Source organism: Acinetobacter sp. YQ_14, from assembly GCF_043102985.1.
Taxonomy (GTDB): Bacteria; Pseudomonadota; Gammaproteobacteria; order Pseudomonadales; family Moraxellaceae; genus Acinetobacter; species Acinetobacter venetianus.
In genome coordinates, this window is sequence record NZ_JBICJJ010000014.1 from 16641 (window position 1) to 40958 (window position 24318).

The 24318-nt window shown below is 40.9% G+C and carries 26 protein-coding genes; 11 read left to right on the plus strand and 15 right to left on the minus strand.

Annotated features, from left to right (window positions below):
* Positions 1 to 6 precede the first annotated feature (6 nt).
* Positions 7 to 1143: a DNA-processing protein DprA gene (dprA, locus tag ACF8D3_RS07250; RefSeq protein ID WP_392470913.1), complete on the plus strand. Its 1137-nt coding sequence runs from the start codon at positions 7 to 9 to the stop codon at positions 1141 to 1143.
* A 36-nt stretch (positions 1144 to 1179) separates the two neighbouring features.
* Positions 1180 to 1749: a Sua5/YciO/YrdC/YwlC family protein gene (locus ACF8D3_RS07255; RefSeq protein WP_392470915.1), complete on the plus strand. Its 570-nt coding sequence runs from the start codon at positions 1180 to 1182 to the stop codon at positions 1747 to 1749.
* A 392-nt stretch (positions 1750 to 2141) separates the two neighbouring features.
* Here ACF8D3_RS07255 and ACF8D3_RS07260 read toward each other — a convergent pair whose 3' ends face one another.
* Positions 2142 to 3062, minus strand: coding sequence for a DMT family transporter (locus tag ACF8D3_RS07260; protein WP_004881972.1), 921 nt, complete (start codon positions 3060 to 3062; stop codon positions 2142 to 2144).
* Positions 3063 to 3167: 105 nt separating this feature from the next.
* Positions 3168 to 3812 (minus strand): TetR/AcrR family transcriptional regulator, encoded by a 645-nt coding sequence (locus ACF8D3_RS07265; protein WP_061518685.1) that lies wholly within the window; start codon positions 3810 to 3812, stop codon positions 3168 to 3170.
* Positions 3813 to 3959: 147 nt separating this feature from the next.
* Between ACF8D3_RS07265 and ACF8D3_RS07270 the strand changes: the two genes are divergently transcribed.
* The 5 genes from ACF8D3_RS07270 (at position 3960) to ACF8D3_RS07290 (ending at position 7894) form a co-directional block, all read left to right on the plus strand.
* Entirely contained in the window at positions 3960 to 5180 is a 1221-nt protein-coding gene (locus tag ACF8D3_RS07270) for an MFS transporter (protein WP_392470917.1), read from the plus strand.
* A 15-nt stretch (positions 5181 to 5195) separates the two neighbouring features.
* The gene (locus tag ACF8D3_RS07275) at positions 5196 to 5969 is read left to right on the plus strand and encodes an AraC family transcriptional regulator (RefSeq protein ID WP_392470919.1); all 774 of its coding nucleotides are present in this window, start codon (positions 5196 to 5198) and stop codon (positions 5967 to 5969) included.
* Between the two features lie 130 nt (positions 5970 to 6099).
* The gene (locus ACF8D3_RS07280) at positions 6100 to 6645 is read left to right on the plus strand and encodes a glutathione peroxidase (protein ID WP_007478613.1); all 546 of its coding nucleotides are present in this window, start codon (positions 6100 to 6102) and stop codon (positions 6643 to 6645) included.
* 165 nt (positions 6646 to 6810) lie between these two features.
* Positions 6811 to 7149, plus strand: a complete 339-nt coding sequence (locus ACF8D3_RS07285) for an RcnB family protein (protein ID WP_392470922.1) — start codon at positions 6811 to 6813, stop codon at positions 7147 to 7149.
* 145 nt (positions 7150 to 7294) lie between these two features.
* Positions 7295 to 7894: a hypothetical protein gene (locus tag ACF8D3_RS07290; RefSeq protein ID WP_392470924.1), complete on the plus strand. Its 600-nt coding sequence runs from the start codon at positions 7295 to 7297 to the stop codon at positions 7892 to 7894.
* 27 nt (positions 7895 to 7921) lie between these two features.
* On the opposite strand, the gene ACF8D3_RS07295 is transcribed toward ACF8D3_RS07290, so the two are convergent.
* The 11 genes from ACF8D3_RS07295 to ACF8D3_RS07345 form a co-directional block, all read right to left on the minus strand.
* Positions 7922 to 10102, minus strand: a complete 2181-nt coding sequence (locus ACF8D3_RS07295) for a hypothetical protein (protein WP_392470926.1) — start codon at positions 10100 to 10102, stop codon at positions 7922 to 7924.
* Positions 10103 to 10254: 152 nt separating this feature from the next.
* Entirely contained in the window at positions 10255 to 10674 is a 420-nt protein-coding gene (locus ACF8D3_RS07300) for a F0F1 ATP synthase subunit epsilon (protein WP_004881989.1), read from the minus strand.
* A 17-nt stretch (positions 10675 to 10691) separates the two neighbouring features.
* Positions 10692 to 12086, minus strand: a complete 1395-nt coding sequence (gene atpD, locus ACF8D3_RS07305; protein WP_004680053.1) for a F0F1 ATP synthase subunit beta — start codon at positions 12084 to 12086, stop codon at positions 10692 to 10694.
* Positions 12087 to 12116: 30 nt separating this feature from the next.
* Positions 12117 to 12986 (minus strand): F0F1 ATP synthase subunit gamma, encoded by an 870-nt coding sequence (atpG, locus tag ACF8D3_RS07310; protein WP_007478603.1) that lies wholly within the window; start codon positions 12984 to 12986, stop codon positions 12117 to 12119.
* A gap of 77 nt (positions 12987 to 13063) precedes the next feature.
* Complete coding sequence (gene atpA / locus ACF8D3_RS07315) at positions 13064 to 14608, minus strand: F0F1 ATP synthase subunit alpha (RefSeq protein ID WP_004881993.1); 1545 nt, start codon at positions 14606 to 14608, stop codon at positions 13064 to 13066.
* Between the two features lie 42 nt (positions 14609 to 14650).
* Entirely contained in the window at positions 14651 to 15187 is a 537-nt protein-coding gene (locus tag ACF8D3_RS07320; RefSeq protein WP_004881995.1) for a F0F1 ATP synthase subunit delta, read from the minus strand.
* An 11-nt stretch (positions 15188 to 15198) separates the two neighbouring features.
* On the minus strand, positions 15199 to 15669 hold the full coding sequence (locus ACF8D3_RS07325; protein ID WP_004881997.1) for a F0F1 ATP synthase subunit B: 471 nt from the start codon (positions 15667 to 15669) through the stop codon (positions 15199 to 15201).
* Between the two features lie 39 nt (positions 15670 to 15708).
* Positions 15709 to 15954 carry a F0F1 ATP synthase subunit C gene (gene atpE, locus ACF8D3_RS07330; protein WP_000424060.1) on the minus strand — a complete coding sequence of 82 codons (246 nt, stop codon included), beginning with the start codon at positions 15952 to 15954 and terminating at the stop codon, positions 15709 to 15711.
* Between the two features lie 82 nt (positions 15955 to 16036).
* Entirely contained in the window at positions 16037 to 16912 is an 876-nt protein-coding gene (atpB, locus tag ACF8D3_RS07335; protein ID WP_004674085.1) for a F0F1 ATP synthase subunit A, read from the minus strand.
* Positions 16913 to 17010: 98 nt separating this feature from the next.
* Positions 17011 to 17409, minus strand: a complete 399-nt coding sequence (locus tag ACF8D3_RS07340) for an ATP synthase subunit I (protein ID WP_007478356.1) — start codon at positions 17407 to 17409, stop codon at positions 17011 to 17013.
* A gap of 170 nt (positions 17410 to 17579) precedes the next feature.
* Complete coding sequence (locus ACF8D3_RS07345) at positions 17580 to 18419, minus strand: metal ABC transporter substrate-binding protein (protein ID WP_061393535.1); 840 nt, start codon at positions 18417 to 18419, stop codon at positions 17580 to 17582.
* A 164-nt stretch (positions 18420 to 18583) separates the two neighbouring features.
* On the opposite strand from ACF8D3_RS07345, the gene ACF8D3_RS07350 reads away from it, so the two are divergent.
* The 3 genes from ACF8D3_RS07350 to znuB are packed head-to-tail and all read left to right on the plus strand — an operon-like array spanning position 18584 to position 20664.
* Positions 18584 to 19081 carry a transcriptional repressor gene (locus ACF8D3_RS07350; RefSeq protein WP_004882003.1) on the plus strand — a complete coding sequence of 166 codons (498 nt, stop codon included), beginning with the start codon at positions 18584 to 18586 and terminating at the stop codon, positions 19079 to 19081.
* Entirely contained in the window at positions 19054 to 19842 is a 789-nt protein-coding gene (gene znuC / locus ACF8D3_RS07355; RefSeq protein WP_061525057.1) for a zinc ABC transporter ATP-binding protein ZnuC, read from the plus strand. The genes ACF8D3_RS07350 and znuC overlap by 28 nt, the downstream gene beginning before the upstream one ends.
* Positions 19843 to 19845: 3 nt before the next feature.
* Positions 19846 to 20664, plus strand: a complete 819-nt coding sequence (znuB, locus tag ACF8D3_RS07360; RefSeq protein WP_392470927.1) for a zinc ABC transporter permease subunit ZnuB — start codon at positions 19846 to 19848, stop codon at positions 20662 to 20664.
* On the opposite strand, the gene ACF8D3_RS07365 is transcribed toward znuB, so the two are convergent.
* Entirely contained in the window at positions 20661 to 21287 is a 627-nt protein-coding gene (locus tag ACF8D3_RS07365; RefSeq protein ID WP_061525059.1) for a LysE family transporter, read from the minus strand. The two genes, znuB and ACF8D3_RS07365, sit on opposite strands and share 4 nt — an antisense overlap.
* 159 nt (positions 21288 to 21446) lie before the next feature.
* On the opposite strand from ACF8D3_RS07365, the gene ACF8D3_RS07370 reads away from it, so the two are divergent.
* Complete coding sequence (locus ACF8D3_RS07370) at positions 21447 to 22367, plus strand: Dyp-type peroxidase (RefSeq protein ID WP_061525060.1); 921 nt, start codon at positions 21447 to 21449, stop codon at positions 22365 to 22367.
* A 42-nt stretch (positions 22368 to 22409) separates the two neighbouring features.
* On the opposite strand, the gene ACF8D3_RS07375 is transcribed toward ACF8D3_RS07370, so the two are convergent.
* On the minus strand, positions 22410 to 24107 hold the full coding sequence (locus ACF8D3_RS07375) for an NAD-dependent malic enzyme (protein WP_392470928.1): 1698 nt from the start codon (positions 24105 to 24107) through the stop codon (positions 22410 to 22412).
* Positions 24108 to 24318: the final 211 nt, after the last annotated feature.

A 24318-nucleotide genomic window follows, 5' to 3' on the forward strand; every position in this document is an offset into this window, starting at 1 on the left:
TAAACAATGTTGAGTCAACTATCACCCCATCACTACCAAACCGTGTTGGTGTGGTATTTGGTTCAACATTCTCTCTCAAGTTTCCAAAAAATTATTCAACATTTTGGAAGCTGTGAACAGGCAACACAATCACATCGTTTCCCAGAATGGAAACAGCTTGGTTTACATGCCAATCATTTAAAACGTTTGGACGAGTTTCTCAGCCCTGAGGGCCAACATAAATTCGAACAGATTGTACAGCTGATTCAGAAACACACAGACTTCATTCTCACGCCAAAAGATATTGACTACCCGACCCAACTCCTACCCTATTCAGATCATCCACCGATTCTATTCGGTCAGGGACAAGCACAAGCTTTATTACAACCGCAAATTGCGATGGTTGGGAGTCGGAAACCGAGTCCACATGGTCGCCAAGTTGCGTATGATTTTGCTTATTATTTAAGTGAAAAAGGTTTTTATATTAGCAGTGGTTTAGCTCATGGAATTGATGAAGCAGCACATCGTGGTGGCTTAAGCCATCATCGGACCATTGCCGTTGTGGGAACAGGCTTAGATACGGTTTATCCTTCTCAAAATAAGGCGCTTGCACAACAGATTGTTCAATCAGGTGCTATCGTGACTGAGTTTCTTCCAACCACAATGCCTTTACAGCAACATTTTCCGCGAAGAAATCGGATTGTGAGCGGTCTGAGTCTCGGTGTTGTTGTGATTGAGGCCGCACTACAAAGTGGGTCACTTATTACTGCGAATAAAGCGGCTGAACAAGGCAAGCTAGTGTTTGCGATACCTGGGCATATCTACAGTGAATTCCACCAAGGCTGCCATCAACTGATTCGTGAGGGTGCTATTCTCATCGATCATCCTGAACAAATTATTGAAGATTTGGCACTTCCAACCCAGTGGCAAACACAGCAACAACCAAGCAAAGAAAAAGAAATAGTCGAAGCGCCTGTACACATTCCAACGAATTTACTCCCTCTGTATCAGCAGCTTGATTGGGTAGGACAAGATTTAGATCAACTCGCACAAAGCTCCCCGACTTCTGCCGCAGAACTTACTGCCCAGTTAATGGAACTTGAGTTATTAGGATTATGTATGCAACAAGGTGGTCGCTATTTACGTTGTCGACCAATGCTTTAAAATAGTGAGTTCATATCTTTTACTTATCCTCATCCTATGATCACATCCTCAACATCTGAAGCAGCACAACTTTTAAAACAGGGTCAAGTGCTCGCCTATCCAACTGAAGCAGTTTGGGGCTTGGGTTGTGATCCATTGAATGAACAAGCGTTTCAAAATATTCTCGAACTGAAGCATCGCCCAATAGAAAAAGGCGTTATTTTATTAGCGGGTCATTTAAATCAAGTAGAGCACTTGCTACATCGTCTCAACGCTGAAATCCGCCAGCAAGTCATTGCAAGTTGGTCAAATCGTCAACCAACCGAGCGTGCAACCACATGGTTATTACCAGCGGATGAACAGATTCCAACATGGATTAAAGGACAACATCCTTTAGTGGCTGTACGTGTTACGACTCATCCTTTATGCGTCGAGTTATGCAATCATTTTGGTGGTTTTATTGTCTCGACGAGCGCCAATCCTGCGGGTCTTAATCCAGCCCAAAGTCTGCACGAAACAGAAAATTATTTTGGTAATTCGCTCAATTATTTAGAGGGTGAATTAGGGCTTAGCCAACAACCAAGCCGCATCCTCAATGCACTAACTGGTGAAGTCATTCGAGCATAATCAGTGAATTTCACACAAAAAAAAGCTCAGTTATATAGGGATAACTGAGCATAAAAAGGATGTGTAAATCACATCCAGAGGGTTCATCAATTTGGTTAGCAACTGCTTCATTCTAAAAACGAATCAGCTCGCTATGGAAAGTATTATGGATCAATCGTTCAACTTATACAAATATATTATTTATCTAACAAAAAATGTGAAAAGCGCACCATTTTTGTCAGTTTTCAAATTTCAATAAAATTATATTTTTATTTTTATTCAGCTTTTTTTTGATCGTAAATTTCGACATTATTGAAAATATATTTGTAAATCATATAGAAAGAATGAACGCCTAATAAATAATTTGGTGCGTTTGTTGCTATTTTAAACAAACACACCTCATCATTTCATATTTAAGAAGCCGTTTCAACTAACTGTGAGGGTACTTTCATGGTTTTCTTCTGTGCCATTATGATGCCGACTAGGATCATCATCCCACCAATCGTATGGTAGATTGTCCAATGCTCAGATAACCAAAGACTGGCAATGATTGCGGTAAATACTGGCATAAGATTCATAAAAATACTGGTACGGTTAGGGCCAATTGCTTGAACAGCCACCATCCACAATAAAGGCGCAATCAATGATGGAAAAACACCTGCATATAGCACGCTTGCAGCATTGTCAGCATTAATCCCATCTAAGCCAAACCAAAGTAAAAATGGTACGTGATACAACAACGCAAAGCCAATTTGTACATAAAGGCTGGTCAATAGCGGCAGCTTTAATTGCCATTTTTTGAGGAATACACCATAGAATGCGTAGAAACCAACCGCAACCACCATAACAGCATCGCCCCAGTGTCCACCCTGCTCAAATAAGCTGGAGATATGCCCCTGACTCATCACATAGATCAGACCTGCAAATGACAGTAAGCTGCCAAAGATTGCAAAGCGATTTGGCACATCTTTTAAGATCAGATAGGAAATAAAAATGGTAAAGACTGGAACAAAGGCATTCACAATTCCCATGTTGGTCGCCGTCGTATAGTGGGCAGCGGTATAAGACAGCCCTTGATATAACACCATCCCAAACGCACTCAACACGGCCAGTTTACCTAAATCTTTTCCAATCACCGCGCGTTGCTTCCACACTTTTGGCAGCATGAAAGGTGTTAAAATCAGAAAAGCGACAAACCAACGATAGAAGCTGATACTTACAGGTGAAATATAATCAGCAACATAACGCGTTACAGCGATATTAAGCGACCAAATTAACACTGCAATCAGTGGCAAAACAAATGCCCACTTTTGATATTTACTCAACTGAACCATCATCAATCTCAGCACATTTATCTGATGTGTGTATTGTGAAAGATGTCTAATTTAATTGAAATATCGTATTTCAGACATTTATATCGCAGTTACGACATGTGAATTTTAGAACAGATCCCATGTTCGCATCGCGTGCTCAACCACTTTATGCAGTTGCTCTACATTTGCGCCATCTCTTGCTTGTATGGTGAGTCCCTGTAAAACAGTGGCATAGAAATCCGCTATTTCTTGTAATGGTGCGGTTTCTGCAACATCCCCCTCTACGACGGCTTGTTGTAAACGCTCAAGTAATTTTTGTTTGGTCTTGAGCCTTTTTTCTAAAATATTGTGTTGCACCTCTTGAGCATGATCAGAACAGTTCATAGTCGCCACAACTAACATACAGCCCGAAGGTTTATCTGGCTGTGCCAAACGTTGCACGTTATCGTAAAGAAATAACTCAAAAGCAACTTTGGCAGTTTTAGCTTCTAAAAAAATGGCTTCAATTGGACAGGCTTCGTGTGCAAGATAATAATCGATACATTTATAAAACAGCGTCGTCTTATCTCCAAAACTACTATATAAACTCGGCGCAGTCAGTGCCAAAGCTTGTGTGAGATCACTAATCGACGTTGCTTCATAGCCATGCTCCCAAAATAACAACATCGCTTTTTCTAAGGCCTGTTGCTCATCAAAGCACTTTGGACGTCCACGCTTCTTTTTTGCTGGATGATCACAAGGTTCTTGTTCAGATACATTGTTATTTGTCATAAGGGTTACACATTATTTTATAACGATCATTATTAAATTAATTGACGCATCAATTTTTATCAACTATTTTATTTTATAACAATTGTTATAAAAATATCCCTATCGCCTAATTTTATTATCAAGACACTGATAATAAAGGAAAATTTTATGGAACACACTCCCTCTCCCGAAGCTCACCCCACAACGGTAACTCAAACTCAAGGTAGTTGGTTCGCGATCTTGGCTGTCGCAATCGCAGCTTTTGCTCTTGTAACCAGTGAGTTTCTGCCCGTTGGTGTGTTAAACAGCGTTGCAACTGATCTCAATATTTCAGTCGGTACGGCAGGTTTGATTATTACCTTACCTGGAGTTATGGCAGCGCTTGCAGCACCATTACTCCCGATCGTCGTCAAACAACTTGATCGTCGTTATGTACTCATTTTACTCACGGCGATCATGGTCATTGCCAACACCATTACTGCTTTTGCAGATAGCTTCCACGTCTTACTCTTGAGTCGACTGGTTCTTGGCATTTCAATTGGTGGCTTTTGGGCAACGGCGATTGCTTTAAGTGGAAAACTAGCACCCGCACATTTACCGATTGCCAAAGCAACAGCGATCGTGATGGCTGGTGTAACCTTCGCTACAGTACTTGGTGTGCCGATCGGAACATGGTTAAGTGAATTTTATGGTTGGCGAAGTGCATTTGGTATCACGGCGGCGATTGGCTTAGTGGTCTTAGTATTACAAATGATTTTCTTACCAAAACTTAAACCAGGTTCAGCCATTCATCTCCGTGATTTACCTGCATTGCTCCGCGAACCTAAAGCACGTAGCGGGATGCTGATCGTGCTGCTGATTGGTTTAGCGCATTTCTGCGCTTATAGTTACCTTGCACCCTTCTTTAAAAATATTGCAGGATTTGATGGTACAACGATCAGTTCACTGTTATTGCTGTACGGGATTGCAGGTATTTTTGGTAATGCTTTTGCAGGTTATAGTGGTAATTTAAATGTACGCTATACCCTCGCCTTTGTCGGCATTTGTTTTACCATCGTATTCTTTGGTTTCCCAATTTTTGCAATACATGAGTTTGGTGCTATTGTTTTAACAGCATTATGGGGCTTTGCATTCGGTGCATTCCCAACTTCAGCGAATATTTGGATGTTTATACACGCACCAAATGCCGTAGAAAAAGGTATGCCTTTATTCGTGGGATTGTTCCAAGTCATGATCGCAATAGGTTCACTTCTAGGTGGTTATGTCGTTGATCATTTCAATGAAAATATCTTAATTTATGGTGTGATTAGCTTTGTCGCATTAGCATTACTCAGTATTTTCACCTTAGCCAAAGGTTTAAATAACCCGAAAATTACCTGTGAAAATTAAACGTTGAGACCTCAAATGAAGCGTGCTGAGACTGAACAATTTCCCTTTCTGAATGGTATAGAAGTGCATGAATTTCTCTACCAAAAGGATGATGTTGTCAGTCCACATTCTTCACTTTGGGGTGACTTCAATTTTAGTTTAAATGGCACTTTAGAATTTGATATCGAAGGACAATACTACCTGTCCCCACCGAGCTATGGGCTTTGGTTACCACCTCGCACTGAGCATCAGTCACTGCCTGTAGAACATGAAATTCACTATATCTGTATTCGGCTACATCCTAGATATGGTCAAGCGTTGGGGTTGAGTTGCCGCTGTTTTAGCATTGAGCCTTTTTTTCGTTCTTTAGTGCTACAAATTTTGGAGCAACAAAAACAACAGGCTCAACCTGAATATCTCGAACACCTATTACAAGTTTTATTTGATCAGTTGAAACAAGCACCAGCCTATTCACATTATTTACCGCAAAGTACACATCCCATTCTCGCGCCAATTTTAGAAAAACTATCTGCACCAGACTCCTTTCATCAAAGTCTCCAACAAGTGTTGCAGCAATTTTCAGTCAGTGAACGGCATATCCTTCGTCTTAGTCAGCAAGAATTACAACTTTCTCTCTCGGAGTGGCGTAATCGAGCGAAAATCATCTTTGCGATCAATCAAATCCGTGAAGGTATGACTATTAAACAACTCGCATTTGCTTTGGGTTATCACCATAGTTCCAGTTTTATCGAATTCTTTAAACGCTATACAGGGCAAACGCCAATTCAACTAAAAAATGCATCCATTTAAATCAACTTCAATTTGAAATCAAAAACACTATTCTTTATTTGTATACATTCCGAATATGGGCATTGCACTTAGCTTGAATAGCAGTTAAAACAATGATGTTTTGCTACAACAACAAATTAGGACATATCTCATGAGCCAATCGGTTTATCACATTCCAGTTAAGGACATCAAAGGTCAAGATGTTGATCTAGATCAATACCAAGGCAAAGTTCTACTGATCGTGAACGTTGCATCAAAGTGCGGTTTAACGCCTCAATACGAAGGTTTAGAGAAGCTATATCAAGCAAAGAAAGATCAAGGTTTAGAGATTCTCGGTTTTCCAGCAAATAACTTCTTAGAACAAGAACCAGGTACAAATGATGAAATTCAGCAATTCTGCTCGCTGAACTATGATGTACATTTCCCACTTTTCGCAAAAATCTCAGTTGCTGGTGATGACAAGCACCCACTTTACCAAACCTTAACACAAGCAATTCCTGAGCGTACTGGTGAAGGTCCTTGGTGGAAAGATCTTGTTGATTACGGCTTAACACCAAACAATCCACCTGAAGTATTGTGGAACTTTGAAAAATTCCTTGTGAATAAAAATGGTGAAATTGTTGCGCGTTTTGCACCAGATATTACTGCAGATGACGAACGTATTGTGAGTGCAATCGAGGCTGAATTAGCAAAATAAATCAAATATTTATCGATATATATTTTAAAAAGCATGTTTAACATGCTTTTTTTATATCCATCATTTATGCATAGTTTTATCATTTTCAAACATCACATCCACATTATTTTAGCAACTTTAGGTTTAAATCATTTCATCGGCACTTCATTCACAAATAGGTGAACCATGAAAAATATTGCTAAAATTCTAATCTTATCGTTATCTACAGTAATCGCGGTTCCTGCTTTTGCGTCACCACATGACCATTCACCGCAAAAAGTCGTTAAACACTCTCAAGCACCTCAACATTCAAATGCGCAAAAGAATAAAGTTTATCCGTCTAAAGATTGGAAAGTAGGACAGAAAGTTCCGAGTGCATATCGCGGACAAGGTTATAAAATTAACTACACCCAATACAAACACCTGCATAAACCTGCCAAAAACCAGCAATGGATCAAGGTGAATGGTGACTATATTTTAATTAATGTCTTAAACCATTCGATTATCAAAATTTTAAATGGTTAATGGTCTAAGGTAGTAAATAAGGGACAGTTCATCGTGACTGTCCTTTTTATTTAAAAATTGTTTGCTCTTTGCAACAACCCATTCCCTCTCCACACTTTTTGATTATAGTGAGCGTCCTTTTTTATGATCTGGTGTGTGTTTTGCCATGATGGATAAATTCTCTATCAAAGCCTTTCTTTCAAGCATGACACTGCTTTCAGCATTCGCCTTGACTGGCTGTGATCAAGCACAGCAAGAAGATCATACGAATATCCAATCAGAACAGGCTATTGAACAAAATATGAGTGATGAAATTATGCAATCGAGTTCTGTTCAAGACACGCAAAATCTAAGCAAAGGCAATATGTTGAATATTGCTCGTGATATTGCAAAATTACAGCTCGAAACTGATGACTATATTGCTTTGCTAAAACAATCTCAAAATAGCTTAGAACAAGCAATTCAAAATAAAAATGTGCAACAACTGAAAGCAACGTCAGGCGATCTAAATCAAGAATTGCATGGTCTACACGATACGTTGCTTTCACTTAATTTAAAAAGTAATGAAATTGATCAAATTCGCCAAAATCTTCTCGTTGCCAATCAACAGTTACTCAACATGCCGTTGCTTCATGGTCAATTTGATCTTGCTAAAATCAACTTTGAGCAGATTGAGAAACAATTGAATACTATCCAAATGGATATGGTGAAGTTAGCAAGCTTAGTTTTAAAGAGTACCAATAACACTCAAAACTCAGCAGCATAAACTTTCATTTTCAAACTAATAAGAATACTAAGATTGCGATGGAACTTTAAATCGCCTATCCATCGCGGTCATTTGTTGATGTGATCTTCTATGAGCATCCGATTGCTCTAAAGACGAGAGTGTCAGGCCATACTGAGTCATTTTTTTATATTTTTCCAACTCAAGATTAAGTTCTTGAACACGTTGTTTTAGTTCGATCGATATAAATTGACTGGATTGTGCCAAAGCCACCCAACCCGCTTGAATCTTATATTTTGGATTGTCGTGTGCCAGTTGTTTTTCAATCCATTGATACAATTTTTCAGCACGCTGATGTGCTTCAAATTTATAAGCAAATAACGTCGTAGAAAGTACAAGTTCAGGGATTTTACCCATTAACTTCATTTCAACTTGTCTTAGTTGATAAGCATATAAATCAACACGGTATTTCAATAAATTGTGATTAAACCACTCTGCAAAATCGACGAGCAAGTACATCAAATGATCACGTTGCATTAACAACTGCTGCTTTTCTTGTAAGGGCTTACGCTGCTCTATTTTTTGAATTCGCCATGTTCTATAAACTGCAAAACTACCTACCACAAAAGCGCCAATCGAACCTGAAACAATGCCACCAATTGCAGCGCCAATCGCCAAACTATTTTTTACCAAAGATTGATTCGGCTTATACTGCCAATCAGGGCGGATCGATAGTTGATGTCGAGTTGTATGAAAATTACGATAAACTGCAAAGCCAGTGTTCATCAAAGGAACAGGCAGATAGTCATCTACATGTCCTGAACCTTGCAGACTATTTTGTGCCGTGCGTTGCACAGACTCATAACTCAGCGCTAAATCAGCAAAGACGGATGGATAATGTTCCTGTAAATCGGCCAACTCAATATTCACAATGATCGCAATATGTGGATGACTTTTTGCAAAGTTCTCAATGATCTCCCGCTCCAAACTACATTTCACCTGCATTGGCGTTCCATCAACAATCAGATCAAAACCAGCTAAATGAGCATGTTCTACAAACTCAATGCTATGCCCTTGTTGCGTTAAGTTATACGCCACTTGCTGTTTTGCGAGATAGGATGAAAGCTGTAACAGAGCAGCTTGATGATCGAAATTTGGCGCTGGAATTTGTTTTAAATTATAAAATGCTTCTGGCTCACCATTTGATGCTGTCACTAGAGCATCTAAAACTAATGGGTTAATCTGTAAATAATTCCAAATAAACCCAAGACTATGACTCGAAGCATTGACACCACTCACTAATTTCAAATCACGATCTGAAAATATAGTCTGCAAAGCATGATTTGCAACTTTGTGACGATCTAAATGCATCACAATTTCTTGATTGTTAAGCAATTTAGGTGCTGTTTCTACAATGTTTTTATAATAAGGGATGCGAAATTCATCTGCTGATAGCCAATGATTGAGTGAATAACCAATCTCTTTTAGCTTTTGTTGAATATCAGAAAAAGGATTTTCCCCATTAATTGCTTCAGCTTGCAAAGTTTCAGGTAAGATCAATGACACTGCCAAATGTGTGAGCTGCTGATAGCGTGCTTGTTGTTGGATTTGATCTAAGTTTCCTAGATGTTCTAAGGCCTCAACTACATCGCTGTGTCCTTGCTCATTCACATAATGATTTCGACTTAAAAGACAATGAATAAAGTTGTAATAAACCTGTTCAGGCTGCACAGGTTGCTGTTGCAACAGCGCATGATAGTTTTCTATTGCCGTTGACCAATCTGCTAAACGATAGGACAACTCAGCCAAAGCAAGCGTCAACTGAATATCTTCATATTCATCCTTGAGCTGTTTTAAGATACTCAACTTTAATACACTATCTTTACATTGATCTAAATCTGCAATGATCTCAGCTCTCTCACTGGAGCTCAATGCTGGCTTGGCATATTGCAATCTAAACAGTAATCCTTGCTCAAACCATTCATAACGATACGCATGTTTTGAATAATGAGGAATGTAGACTTGATCAATAAGACGGATGAGTCTTAACGAACATTGAATATCTTCGGCTGTATGATGTTGAAAAGACCAGTGCTTCGGTAATATTTGATGAAAAATTTGAGTGTAAAAGCTTGCTGTTAATTCAGGTTGAGCCAATGTCACGAGCTTCAATTGATCTTTTACGGATAAATGATGCCCTTGTTGTTCAATGCGATCTAAACGCAACTTTAAGACATTGCTTGCTAACATACACTTCCTAATCGAATTTTTATAAGCGCTATTTATTAAATAAAAACTGAGATCGACAACTTAATAATTTCTCTAAAGCACCATCTTATTATGTTTTTGGCGAATAAAAAAGCCACCTTACGGTGGCTTTCTCAATCTTAAATCAACACTGATTAAAGTGCACGATTCTTGATTTTACGAATCGTTTCGAGCTGAGCTGCAGTTTCTGCAAGCGAAGCTAGTGCAGCGGCAGAATCCAAATCACTCTTTTGATTTGCAAGCAATTGTTCAGCTTGTTTACGAGCTTCTAAAATTGCTGCTTCATCTAAGTTGTCAGCACGGATTGCAGTATCTGCAAGCACCGTAACAACATGAGGTTGAACTTCTAACACACCGCCTGATACATAAACGATTTCTTCTGTACCATTTTCCAACTGAACACGAATCGGACCCGGTTGGAGTAAAGTTACGAGTGGCGCATGTCCAGGTAAAATACCTAATTCACCGCCCGCACCTTTTGCGATTAACATCGTAACTTGTCCAGAGTAAATCGACTCTTTAACACTTACGACATCACATTGCATAGTCGCCATGAGATGATCTCCTTAAATTAGAGTTTCTCAGCTTTAGCAATCACTTCGTCAATACCACCAACCATATAGAACGCTTGTTCTGGGATGTGATCGTATTCACCAGCTAATAGACCTTTAAAGCCACGAATCGTTTCTTTAAGCGGTACTAATTTACCAGGAGCACCAGTAAATACTTCAGCTACGTGGAATGGTTGAGAGAAGAAACGTTGGATTTTACGCGCACGGTAAACAACCAATTTATCTTCTTCAGCTAACTCATCCATACCCAAGATTGCGATGATGTCTTTGAGCTCTTTATAACGTTGCAATACGTTCTGTACAGAACGTGCAATTTCATAGTGCTCTTGACCAACAACTAATGGGTCTAACTGACGTGAAGTAGAGTCTAGTGGATCGATCGCTGGGTAAATACCAGAAGATGCGATGTCACGGCTCAATACTACTGTTGCATCTAAGTGAGCAAACGTTGTTGCAGGTGATGGGTCAGTTAAGTCATCGGCAGGTACGTATACTGCTTGGATCGATGTGATCGAACCAGATTTAGTAGACGTAATACGCTCTTGAAGAACACCCATTTCTTCTGCAAGTGTCGGTTGGTAACCTACCGCAGATGGCATACGACCTAACAATGCTGATACTTCAGTACCTGCAAGTGTATAACGGTAGATGTTATCGACGAATAATAATACGTCACGACCTTTACCATTTTCGTCTTTTTCATCACGGAAGTATTCAGCCATAGTCAAACCAGTTAACGCTACGCGTAAACGGTTACCTGGTGGCTCGTTCATCTGACCGTAGACCATTGCTACTTTGTCAAGAACGTTAGAATCTTTCATTTCGTGATAGAAGTCGTTACCTTCACGAGTACGCTCACCAACACCAGCGAATACAGATAAACCTGAGTGCGCTTTAGCGATGTTGTTGATTAACTCCATCATGTTAACGGTTTTACCAACACCCGCACCACCGAATAAACCAACTTTACCACCTTTCGCGAACGGGCAAAGTAAGTCGATGACTTTAATACCAGTTTCTAAAAGATCAGTAGAAGCTGCTTGTTCAGCATAAGAAGGTGCTTGACGGTGAATCGGTAAACGCGCTTCAGTCGCTACAGGACCTGCTTCATCGATTGGGCGACCCAATACGTCCATGATACGACCAAGCGTAGCAGGACCTACAGGAACAGAAATCGGTGCATTTGTGCTAGTTACATTAAGGCCACGTTTAAGACCTTCTGTAGAACCCATTGCGATGGTACGAACAACACCATCGCCAAGCTGTTGCTGAACTTCTAAAGTAGTTTCAGTACCGTCAACTTGGAGAGCGTCATAGATCTTAGGAACGCTATTGCGCTCAAACTCGACGTCGATAACCGCGCCGATGATCTGAATGATACGACCGCTACTCATTGCTGTCTCCTCAATTCAAACTTAATAATGTTAAACGGCAGCGGCACCGCCAACGATCTCGGAAATTTCCTGAGTAATCGCGGCTTGACGCAGCTTGTTGTAAATGAGTTGTAGGTCTTTAATCAATTGTCCCGCGTTGTCTGTCGCTGCTTTCATCGCGACCATACGAGCTGACTGCTCACATGCAACGTTTTCAATCACACCTTGATAAACCATAGACTCGATATAGCGAACCAACAAACCATTTAACAATTCTTCTGCTTCTGGTTCGTAGATATAGTCCCAACCATAAGTACGGTTGAGATCATCGCCTTCTTCTGCTGGTGCTAAAGGAACAAGTTGTTCTACTTTAGGCTGCTGAGTCATTGCATTAACGAAGCCATTTGATACGAGGTAGATACGATCTAATTCGCCCTTATCAAATGCATCAAGCATGACTTGTACTGAGCCAGTTAACTGTTCCAAGCTTGGCGCATCGCCAAGTTGGGTAGTTGCACCAAGCACTTTACCGCCGTAGCTTTTAAAAAACGAAACCGCTTTTTGACCAATCAAAGCAAATTCAACTTCAATTGACTGCTCTTGTTGTGCTTTGACATGCTGCACAACTTTCTTGAACAAGTTAATGTTCAAGCCACCTGCCAAACCACGATCTGAAGACACAACGATATAGCCAACACGCTTAACAGGGCGGTCAACCATATAACGGTGTTTATATTCAGGGTTTGCTTGTACCAAGTGAGCAATTACACGGCGCATATTATCGGCATACGGACGGCCCTGAGCCATGCGCTCTTGCGCACGACGCATTTTCGAAGCAGCTACCATTTGCATCGCGCGAGTAATCTTTTGCGTGCTCTTGATACTAGCTACTTTGGCGCGAATTTCTTTTAAATTTGCCATACGCTTAACCTAGTATTCGAAAGCTCTTTCGAGCCTTCGAAGGTTGATCCGTGAACCAAACTTAACTAAAGATAAACTTAGTAAGTTTGAGTCGCTTTGAAGCTCTCAATACCTGATTTGATCGCTGCTTCGATGTCTTTGTTGTAATCACCAGTTTCATCGATCTGTTGCATTAACGCAGCATGTTCAGAACGGAAGTAAGAGATTAACGCAGTATCAAAGTCTACGATTTTCTTCACTTCAACGTCAGCCATGTAGCCTTCGTTAGATGCATATACAGAAACAGCTTGGTCAGCGATAGAGTAAGGAGCATATTGTTTTTGCTTCATTAACTCAGTTACGCGTTGACCATGTTCAAGTTGCTTACGAGTTGCTTCGTCAAGATCAGAAGCAAACTGAGCAAACGCAGCCAATTCACGGTATTGCGCTAAAGCGGTACGGATACCACCAGACAATTTTTTGATGATCTTAGTTTGAGCAGAACCACCAACACGAGATACAGAGATACCCGCGTTCACAGCAGGACGGATACCTGCGTTGAATAATGATGTTTCTAAGAAGATCTGACCGTCAGTAATCGAAATTACGTTTGTAGGTACGAATGCAGATACGTCACCAGCTTGAGTTTCAATAATCGGTAATGCAGTTAAAGAACCAGTTTGACCTTTAACTTCGCCGTTAGTGAATTTCTCAACATAGTCAGCAGAAACGCGAGAAGCACGTTCAAGAAGACGAGAGTGAAGATAGAATACGTCACCTGGATACGCTTCACGACCTGGTGGACGACGTAACAATAATGAAATTTGACGATAAGCAACAGCTTGCTTAGACAAATCATCATAAATAATTAACGCATCTTCACCACGATCACGGAAGTATTCACCCATTGTACAACCAGAGTACGGAGCTAAATACTGCATTGCTGCAGGATCAGCTGCCGCAGCTGCGACAACAGTTGTATACGCCATAGCGCCAGTTTCTTCTAGCTTACGTACAACGTTTGCAATTGTTGATTGTTTTTGACCAATCGCAACGTATACACATTTAATGCCAGAGTTTTTCTGAGCGATGATCGCGTCGATCGCCATTGCTGTTTTACCAGTTTGACGGTCACCAATAATCAACTCACGCTGACCACGACCTACAGGGATCATGGTATCAACTGATTTATAACCAGTTTGAACAGGTTCGTCGACAGACTGACGCCAAATTACACCTGGTGCTACTTTTTCAACAGCATCAGTAAGTTTTGCATCAATAGGGCCTTTACCATCAATTGGATTACCCAAAGCATCTACGACACGGCCAAGAAGTTCAGGACCAACTGGAACTTCTAATACACGACCTGTACAACGAGCTTTTTGACCTTCTTGCAGGCTTAGGTAGTTACCTAAAACAACGGCACCCACTGAATCCTGTTCTAGGTTCAGTGCCATACCAAATAAGCCGCCGTCGAATTCGATCATTTCACCGTACATTGCATCCGCAAGACCGTGAATACGCACGATACCGTCAGATACCATGACGATGGTACCTTCGTTCTTAGCGGTCGCGCTGGTGTCCAGATCGCCGATACGCTGTTTAATGAGCGCACTGATCTCGGATGGATTCAGTTGTTGCATTGCGCTATTCCTCAATCTTTTTTAAGTTCAGTCTTTTTGCAATTACGCAAGAAGACGAGTCCGCATTTTTTCAAGCTTGTTAAGCGCAGAGTCATCTATCACTTGGTCGCCTGCACGAATCACAACACCTGCGATTAACGCTGGATTAACGCTAACAGTAACATGAACTGTTCTGTTGAAACGTTTTTCAAGCGCATGAGCCAAAATGTGCTCTTGTGTCGCATCAATTGGGAAAGCAGATTCAACTTCTACTTCCAATGTGTTGTTGTTCTGCGATTTAAGTAATTCGTATTCTGCTTCGATTTCAGGCAATAAAGTTAAACGATCATTGTCTGCAAGAAGTGTCAAAAAGTTCGACACTGATTGAGATTGATCTTCACCTAAAACCTTAGCAAAAAGACCTACTTGTTCCGCAGGAGTCAGCTCAGGGCGATTTAAATAAGCGGAAAATGCTTCATCTTGCACCGCAGCACTGAGCAGTTGTAACGCATTTGACCAAGCGTCAGTTGCATTCTGCTCAGATGCATAAGCAAATGCTGCTTTGGCGTAAGGGCGTGCTAACGTCAAGAGTTCAGCCATATTCGCCTCGCTTAAAGTTTAGCAGCCAGCTGAGTCAGCATGGCATTATGAGCTTCTGCGTCAACTTGTTGGTTCAGAATTTTTTCTGCGCCAGCAACTGCCAAAGCAGCAACTTGTTGACGTAATTCTTCGCGAGCAGCATTGATATCTTGATCAACAGTTTCTTTCGCCTGTTGACGAATACGCTCACCTTCAGCTGATGCTTGGGTACGAGCTTCTTCTACCAATTGTGCTGCACGACGGTTCGCTTGTTCGATCAATTGAGCCGCTTGTGCTTTTGCTGCGTCTAATTCTGCCTTAACTTGTGCTTGCGCATCAGCAAGGTCAGCTTTTGCTTTTTCAGCAGCATTTAAGCCATCAGCAATTTTACGCTGACGCTCACTAATCGCATTGATTAGTGGTGGCCAAACAAACTTCATGCAGAATGCGACGAACATCGCAAATGCAATTGCTTGACCAATCAATGTGAGGTTGATATTCATTTCGCTATTCCTCAATATGTGGATTTAGGAATTAAGCTATTAACCTACAAATGGATTAGCGAAGATGAAGAACAAGCCAATACCAACACCGATCATAGGCACAGCATCAAGAAGACCCGCGATTAAGAACATACGAGTTTGAAGTTGTGGAGCCAATTCTGGTTGACGAGCAACAGCTTCTAAGAAGCGACCACCTAAAAGACCGAAACCAATCGCAGTACCTAAAGCACCGAAAGCGATCAAGATAGCAGATGCAATTGCAACTAGACCTAAAGTGAGTTCCATGAAAAATTCCTCAGAGGTTAGGTTATTACCAAATTAAACTAAAATTTAAGCCCAACCATCAGGTGATAGTTAGGCAATACCATTAATGCTTTTCGCTTGCCATGCTCAAGTAAACGATGGTCAGCATCATAAAAATAAATGCTTGCAGCGTGATTACAAGAATGTGGAAGATAGCCCAAGGCACAGATAACGCCCACTGGATCCAGAACGGCAATAATGCGATCAAGATGAAGATCAACTCACCCGCATACATGTTACCGAACAGTCGTAGAGCCAACGAAACTGGACGAGCAAGGAAAGTTACTAATTCCAAAATTAAGTTCACTGGAATCAATAACGCTTTTGCAACTGGGTTACTTGGGTTAAATGGGTTAAGTGCCAATTCACCGACGAAACCGCCGATCCCTTTTTCACGAATACTATAGAACAAAATTAACGCAAATACTGACAACGACATACCTAAAGTAATGTTAGGGTCAGTAGATGGGACAACCTTGAAGTAAACGTGGTGAGGGTCCATACCAAATACGCTTGCACCAATTTGTTGAGCTAGATAAGGAATCCAGTCAACAGGAATCAAGTCCATTGCGTTCATGAGGAAAATCCACACGAAAATGGTCAATGATAAAGGAGCAATTAAGCGTGATTTGCCGTGGAAAGTATCACGTACACTTGAGTCTACAAACTCGATAATCATTTCAATTGCAGACTGGAATTTAGTTGGAACACCTGCATTTGCAGCTTTCGCAACTGTCCAGAACAACAAACAGAAAATCACACCAAGTCCGATAGACCAACCCATTGAATCCAAGTGAATTGCAGTGAACCCCATCGATTGAGCTTCTTCAGCAGTCTCAGCTAACTTCCATGTACCATCAGGCATTTTGCCATAGGTCATATTGGTCAAGTGATGCTTGATATACTCGGTCGAAGTCAGGGCATGTTCTTCAGCAGCCATAAATCACACCTGGTCAATGTCAATCATTAAAAAGGAGAGAAACGAATCTTGCGGACTGCAATGACCCCGCTTCTACTCCCAAAAATCTCAAATGTGTTTTACCCTCGTTTTTGTAGTCGCGACACCCAAAATGGCGCGACCCACGACATCGCTTGTACGAGAATAAATCCACTAAACAATGCAACCGGTGACAGCGGTTTAACATTGCTCAAAATTAATATAAAACCCACGATCACAATCGCAAACTTACCAAGCATCCCTCGATACATGTTCAGCATGACTTGTTTTGATGCTCTAGCGCCTGCCGTTCTAAACGACTGCCAAGCAAAATAACAATGTGCCAACCAACATACCAAAGCTCCAAGCGCAGCACTTAACGCGGCAGTTGTATCTTTAATCGCCCATGCAAGTAATGCTGCAACAGGAATCATACATGCTTGTAAGAAGACCAAAGCTTTTGCTAATCGTCGGTCAATCATGCGACTAGTTCGGCTCATTTTTTACCCACTTACAGCGTAACTGCTTGACAAGTTTTGTTGATGATCGTTTCGAATCGCAGGCATTATAGAGTTACACCCCTGAACATGCAATCTTTTCTCGACTTAAGTCTGCTTTTTTCGTTACCATATTTTCTGACGATAGAGTCAACTCATTTTTATTTTTTTCATCATTTTTGCGCACTTAATACGCACTTATCGGTTTTTGAAGCCAATTTTTTCCAAGCAGTCACGAAATTGTCTTCTCCACGCATACTTTCATCAACTGACTCGAAAACTAATGGGTTCAGTTTCTGATATTGACTTGGTGTTGCTGAAATTTCAGCCAATAAACACATTTGTGTCTTCGGACGGTTATCTTTTAAGTATTTTATTTGAGCAGCTGTTGGCGCAATATGAGGGTCATCCGTAAGCGCACCTGAAAATTTTAGATTTAAGGCTCTTTCAAGATATTGATAGGCATCGTGATAAGACCAATATGGCTTGGCTTTATTTGAACTATCGAATTGTTGTGATGCTTGTAACATCTGTTGAGCAAAGTCTTTGGCATTGGCAAGATATTTTGCCTTATTTTCTGGATACTGTTGCCCACGTAAAGTCGCGATGAAGAACGCAATACGAACGGCATTATTTGGTTCTAGCCACACATGACTATCAATCGTATTCGGCAAAGCATTACCACGCAAACTACGTAGCGGTAAAATTGTTAAAATGCCTGAGTCTAAAAGTGCAATCGCCTTTTTGTTCTGCCCGAGTAGTTTTTCTAAGGGTGCTTCATGAACCTTGCCCAACCAAATCACCAAAGAAGCATCTTGAATTGCCTTACGATGTGCTGGTGTAAGTTGTACATCATGACCACTTTGATCGCCCAATAGCAACACAGGCTCTTCTACATCTTTGGTCACTTCTTTCGCAATCAAGTAAATTGGATGTGTTGACACAACTAAACTTTGCGTCCACCCCCATGTACTGAACATCGAAACGAAAACAAAAATGAGAAGGCGGGACATCACAGTATTACTCAAAAAGCGAAGCATGTTATAATATAACAAAAGCAGATGATTGCCTACGTCTATTTTTGCTATACCCAGCTACCTATCGTGATGTCTACTATATATAGATAGTTATAAATGATTTGCATGGTATGATAGCTGCAAAACAATGAGGACAACTTATGAGTTCTTGTTCACATGAACATGATAATGCTTTACACGGTGTTCACGGCCATCATGATATCAAAGCTCGACTTGCTGAAGCAGAGATTCTTTGTACTGCGGTTGGCGCACGCCTCACACCTTTACGTAAAGAAGTGCTTGAACTCATTTTAAATGCCTCTGCACCAATGGGTGCTTATGACTTATTGGCAAAAATAAAAGGTCAAGCAGATCGCCCTGCTGCCCCACCTACAGTTTATCGAACATTGGATTTCTTATTAGAAAAAGGCTTAATTCATCGCCTGACTTCTATTAATGCCTATATTCCATGTTGTCATCCGCGCGAAGGACATCAGGCTGCATTCTTAATATGTACTGAATGTCATTCTGTAAAAGAAGCTTCGGCTCAAGGCTTAATTCAACAACTAGATCAACTTGCTGCCTCAGACCAATTTTCTGCTCAACACAGCATTATTGAGATTTCAGGAAAATGTCATCAGTGCAGCACACACCAGTAACACCGCCCATCATTCGACTAGAGAATATTTCTGTTCGTCGAGATGAACGGGATATTTTGCGTAATGTCGATTTCGCTTTACAGGCAAAAGAGATTGTGACGCTTATCGGCCCGAATGGTGCTGGCAAATCAACATTAATTAAAATCTTGCTTGGCATTATGTCGCCAAATAAAGGAAAGGTTCATTTTTCTAAAAAATTAAAAATGGCTTATGTACCTCAGAAGTTCAACCCTTCTGCTAGCCTCCCTTTACGTGTGCAAGATCTACTGGATTTAGAAATTTGCGAAAGTAATCTTCGTCAAGAAATTGTTCGCGATACAGGTATTCAAAAACTACAGCAATCCAAGGTACAGCAACTTTCAGGTGGTGAACGTCAACGCGTCCTTTTAGCTCGTGCTTTACTCCGCCAACCTGACATTTTAGTGCTTGATGAGCCGATGCAAGGTTTAGACATTCAGTCCGAAGCTGAACTTTATGAATATGTTCGTAGCCTACCTGAACGTTATGGTTGCGCTGTGCTGATGGTTTCCCATGATCTACAATGGGTCATGCAAGGTACTCATCGTGTTGTATGTCTAAACAAACATATTTGTTGTAGCGGTCTACCTGAGAGCATCCAGCAGCATCCAGAGTATCAAGCGATTTTTGGTACACAACGAATGTTCTATCAGCATCACCATAATCATTGTGGACATAGTGACCATGCTGAACCCTGTTCACATGACCCTCGCCCACATATTCACCCTGAACCAAAGGTCTAAGCCATGATGGAATGGTTACAACTGCTCTTACCTGCTTGGATCATGGGGAGTCTGTTAGTTTTTCTCACCGCCCCTCTCGGCTGTCTGATGCTATGGCGAAGAATGTCTTTCTTTGCCGACACGATGGCACACGGTACTTTGCTCGGTGTGGCAATCGCAGGAATTCTACATTTACCCTTTTGGCTAGGGGTTGGCTGTTTAGCCGCGCTGTTAGTGGCAATTTTATGGATTTTGCATGATTCACGCTTACCCAATGATGCACTGCTTGCTCTCTGTTCAGCCACACTCCTGTGTTCAGGTTTACTACTAATTCAGCAAGTGCCGAGCTTACGTCCTGAATTGCTCAGCTATTTATTTGGTGATCTATTAAGTATCGAATGGGCTGATTTACCCATGTTTGCAATCGTGATCAGTGCTGCACTTGTCGTACTCTATCGCGCTTGGTCTGCACAAATTCAAATTGCGATTGATCCAGATATTGCTATGAGTGAAGGGGTCAATGCTAACTGGCAACGCCTGATCTTTATGTTGCTACTCGCTTTATTTACCGTCCTCGCTTTACGTGCCGTTGGCTCATTGCTTATGGGTGCACTACTGGTTATTCCTGCATTAAGTGCCCGTTTACTCGCGCACTCACCCAAACAAATGGTGATTTGGGCTTTCGTTTTGGCACAATTTGGCGTAACTGTCGGTTTATGGTCGAGTGCTGCCTTAAATATCGCAACAGGTTTAAGCATTGTGTTATGTATGGCACTTACTTTCGCAGCAATTTTTGCAGCGCAAAAATTTAAATCAATCACACCTTCGTCAGTAAGTGATTAACTCGCTTGCTGAATGGCACTCAGCAATGCCGCCGCACAGCTAAACATAACAGCAAAACTACGATTTAAATATTTTTGTTGTTTCGGTGAGCGAAGCAACCTCAATATTTTTGATGCGAGTCCTGTATAGGCTGCCATCACGATTAAATCAATCATCACCATCGTGATTGCCATGATCAGATATTGCAGCCATTGTGGTCGACTTAAATCTAAAAACTGCGGCAGTACCGCCAATAAAAAAACGATCGCTTTAGGATTACTCATGTTGACGATAAAGCCTTTGAAGACCAATACCGAAGCTGATGTATTTTTCTGTTCAGTTTGTATATCAATCGTTTGAACAGGTGCAGTCCACTGCGCATAAGCCAAATACAACAAATAAATCACACCAAACCATTTCACGACTTGGAATGCCCAAGGCGTTGTGGCAAAAAGTACCCCCACCCCTGCTGCGACAATCAAAATTTGAATGATTAAAGCCAGTTGAAGACCAATCGCATTCCAATAACCACGCCTAAAGCCATAGTTCAAACCACTCGACATCGATGCGATAGCACCTGCTCCCGGAGAGAGACTAATCACCCAACACGCCAACATGAAGGCAAACCACACTTGAAAGGCCATAATTAAACAGACAAATAAAAGTGGAATTATACCGTTTTATTACCGCAATTTGCTGCTATTTCATACAGTAAAAAAGAATAAATAAACTATTAAGCAGCAACAACATCAGGCACAATATTTCTTTTTGCCGTCTTTCTAAAAATAACTGAGGAGATATTAATGACTGCTCAATCTGTCATTCTTCCATTACCTTCTGATCATGCACGTTTTATTGTTTTACGTTTAAAAGATTTAACTGTTTCTGAATTAAAACAACAAATTGAAGCATTACTATCGACTCGTGACCGTTTAATTACCCAGCATCCAAATGATCAGATTAAAACAGCCATCGCTTTTGGTCCTGAGCTTTGGGCAAAACTTTATTCAGAAACGCCTGAGGGCTTTAAGCAACTTGATCCTCAGCAAGGTGCTTTTAATATGCCTGTCGTTCCTGCGGATGTATTTATTCATATTGCCAGTGCAAGAGCAGATATTTGTTTTGCAATTAGCCAAGCTTTCTTTCACGGCATTCAGGATAAAGTTGAAGTTCTAGATGAGCGTGCCTGCTTCCGATTCTTTGATGGTCGTGATATGACAGGCTTTATTGATGGTACTGAAAATCCTCAGTTCCCAGATGATCGTGCTGAAACAGCGCTGCTTCCTGAACAAGCCAATACTTTTGCAGATGGCAGCTTTATCTTTGCACAGCGCTATATTCATGACTTAGCGAAATGGCAAAAACTCAAAGTCGATGCTCAAGAACATGTTTTTGGTCGCACCAAACTTGAATCAATCGAGTTAGATGATGACGTAAAACCTGAAAATGCACATGTTGCGCGAACTGTGGTTGAAGATGAACAAGGTGAAGAAATGGAAATCTTACGCCACAGCCTGCCTTATGGTGATGGTAATGGTGAGCAAGGTTTATTTTTCGTGGCTTATACCAATGACTTAACCATTATCGATGCCATGCTAAAACGCATGTTTGGCACATCAGGTGACGGTATCCATGATCGCCTATTACATTTCACTACGGCAATCGATGGCGCGTATTATTTTGCACCTAGTGATGAGCTACTTGAAGAAATTTTAGAGGCGTAAAAGAGGCATAAAAAAGGAGCATAAGCTCCTTTTTTCGTTCTATTAGAATGGAATTCGCTTATAGCGACGATATTCTGGATGCCAAAAAGACTCTTCGATTTTTTGTTTCAGCAACTCATCATTGATCATTACAGCAACGCCATCCTGAATCGCAGCTTTTGCAACATCAAACGCAATGACTTTTGAAACACTTTGAATCTCACCTAATGATGGTAATAAATCAGCCTGCGGATCTTGAAGCAATGGTGAGCAATCTGCCAATGCACGACTGGATGCCATCAACATATTCTCAGTGATTCGAGTCGCACCACTCGCTACAACACCCAAACCGATACCTGGGAAAATATAAGAGTTATTACATTGTGCAATGTGATACAACTTACCTTGATAATTAACTGGAGCAAATGGACTACCTGTTGCAATTAAGGCTCGCCCTTCCGTCCATTGCACGATATCTGCTGGAACAGCTTCAACACGAGAGGTTGGGTTAGACAAAGGCATCACGATAGGACGTTCACAATGCTGTGCCATTGTCTTAATAATTTGTTCAGTAAAGAGTCCTGGTTGCCCAGAAACACCAATTAATACCGTCGGCTTGGCATTCTGTACAACATCCATCAATGAAATCACTTCATCGATATTTGCCCATTGCTCTACAACTTCGGCCTTTTGCGCTAACTTACGTTGGAAATCGAGTAAGTTTGGCTGATTCTCAGTAATCAATCCAAAACGATCCACCATAAACACACGCGCACGCGCTTCAGCGTCTGTCAGACCTTCTGCCACCATTTGTAGGATAATTTGCTCTGCGATGCCACAGCCTGCTGAGCCAGCACCTAAGAACGTTACAACCTGATCTTTTAACTGCTTGCCAGCAGCTTTACTCGCTGCCAATAAACTACCGACTGAAACCGCAGCCGTGCCTTGAATATCATCATTAAAGCAGCAGATTTTGTCACGATACTTTTCTAAAAGCGGCATCGCATTTTTTTGAGCAAAATCTTCAAACTGAATTAGGGCTTTAGGCCAGCGACGCTTAATTGCAGTAATGACTTTGTCGACAAAATCATAATATTCATCACCGCTAATACGTGGCTGTCGCCATCCCATATAAATCGGGTCATTTAGCAGCTGTTGATTATTGGTTCCAACATCAATGGTAATCGGTAGCGTATAAGCTGGGCTAATCCCACCACAAGCGGTATAAAGTGACAACTTACCGATTGGGATGCCCATACCACCAATCCCTTGGTCACCCAAACCTAATATCCGTTCACCATCCGTAATCACAATGACTTTTACATTGTTTTTATTCACATTTTGCAAAATATCTTCGATAAAATCGCGATCAGGGTATGAAATGAAAATACCACGATGGCGACGATAGATATCCGAGAAACGCTGACATGCTTCACCCACAGTCGGTGTGTAAATTACTGGCATCATTTCTTCTAAATGATTTTCGATCAGATGATAGAACAACGTTTCATTGGTATCTTGAATATTGCGCAAATAGATGTGTTTATTTATATCGTCATTAAATGCACAGAACTGTTGATACGAGCGCTGGCTTTGTTCTTCTATGGTCTCAATAATATGAGGCAGTAAACCGTGTAAATTAAAATTGCTACGTTCTTCTTGCGTAAAAGCAGAACCTTTGTTGAGTAGTGGTAACTCTAAAAGTGTATAACCTGCATAAGGGATGTAAAGAGAGTGTTTATTTGGGTTTCCTGATGTCATTGCCTATCTCATTTGCCTGCTTAGCATCTGAAAAGTATGTCTTTCATACTTTGCAAAATACTTTGTAGCTATAAGCTTAAGGCCATTTCTCATAAAAATGGTATTTTAAAAAGTGATACTCATTTTGCTGAGTATTCAATAAAAACATACTATAAAAACAATTCAAGTAAATACTTTTATTTCAAACATTTACAGAAATACGCTATAAACA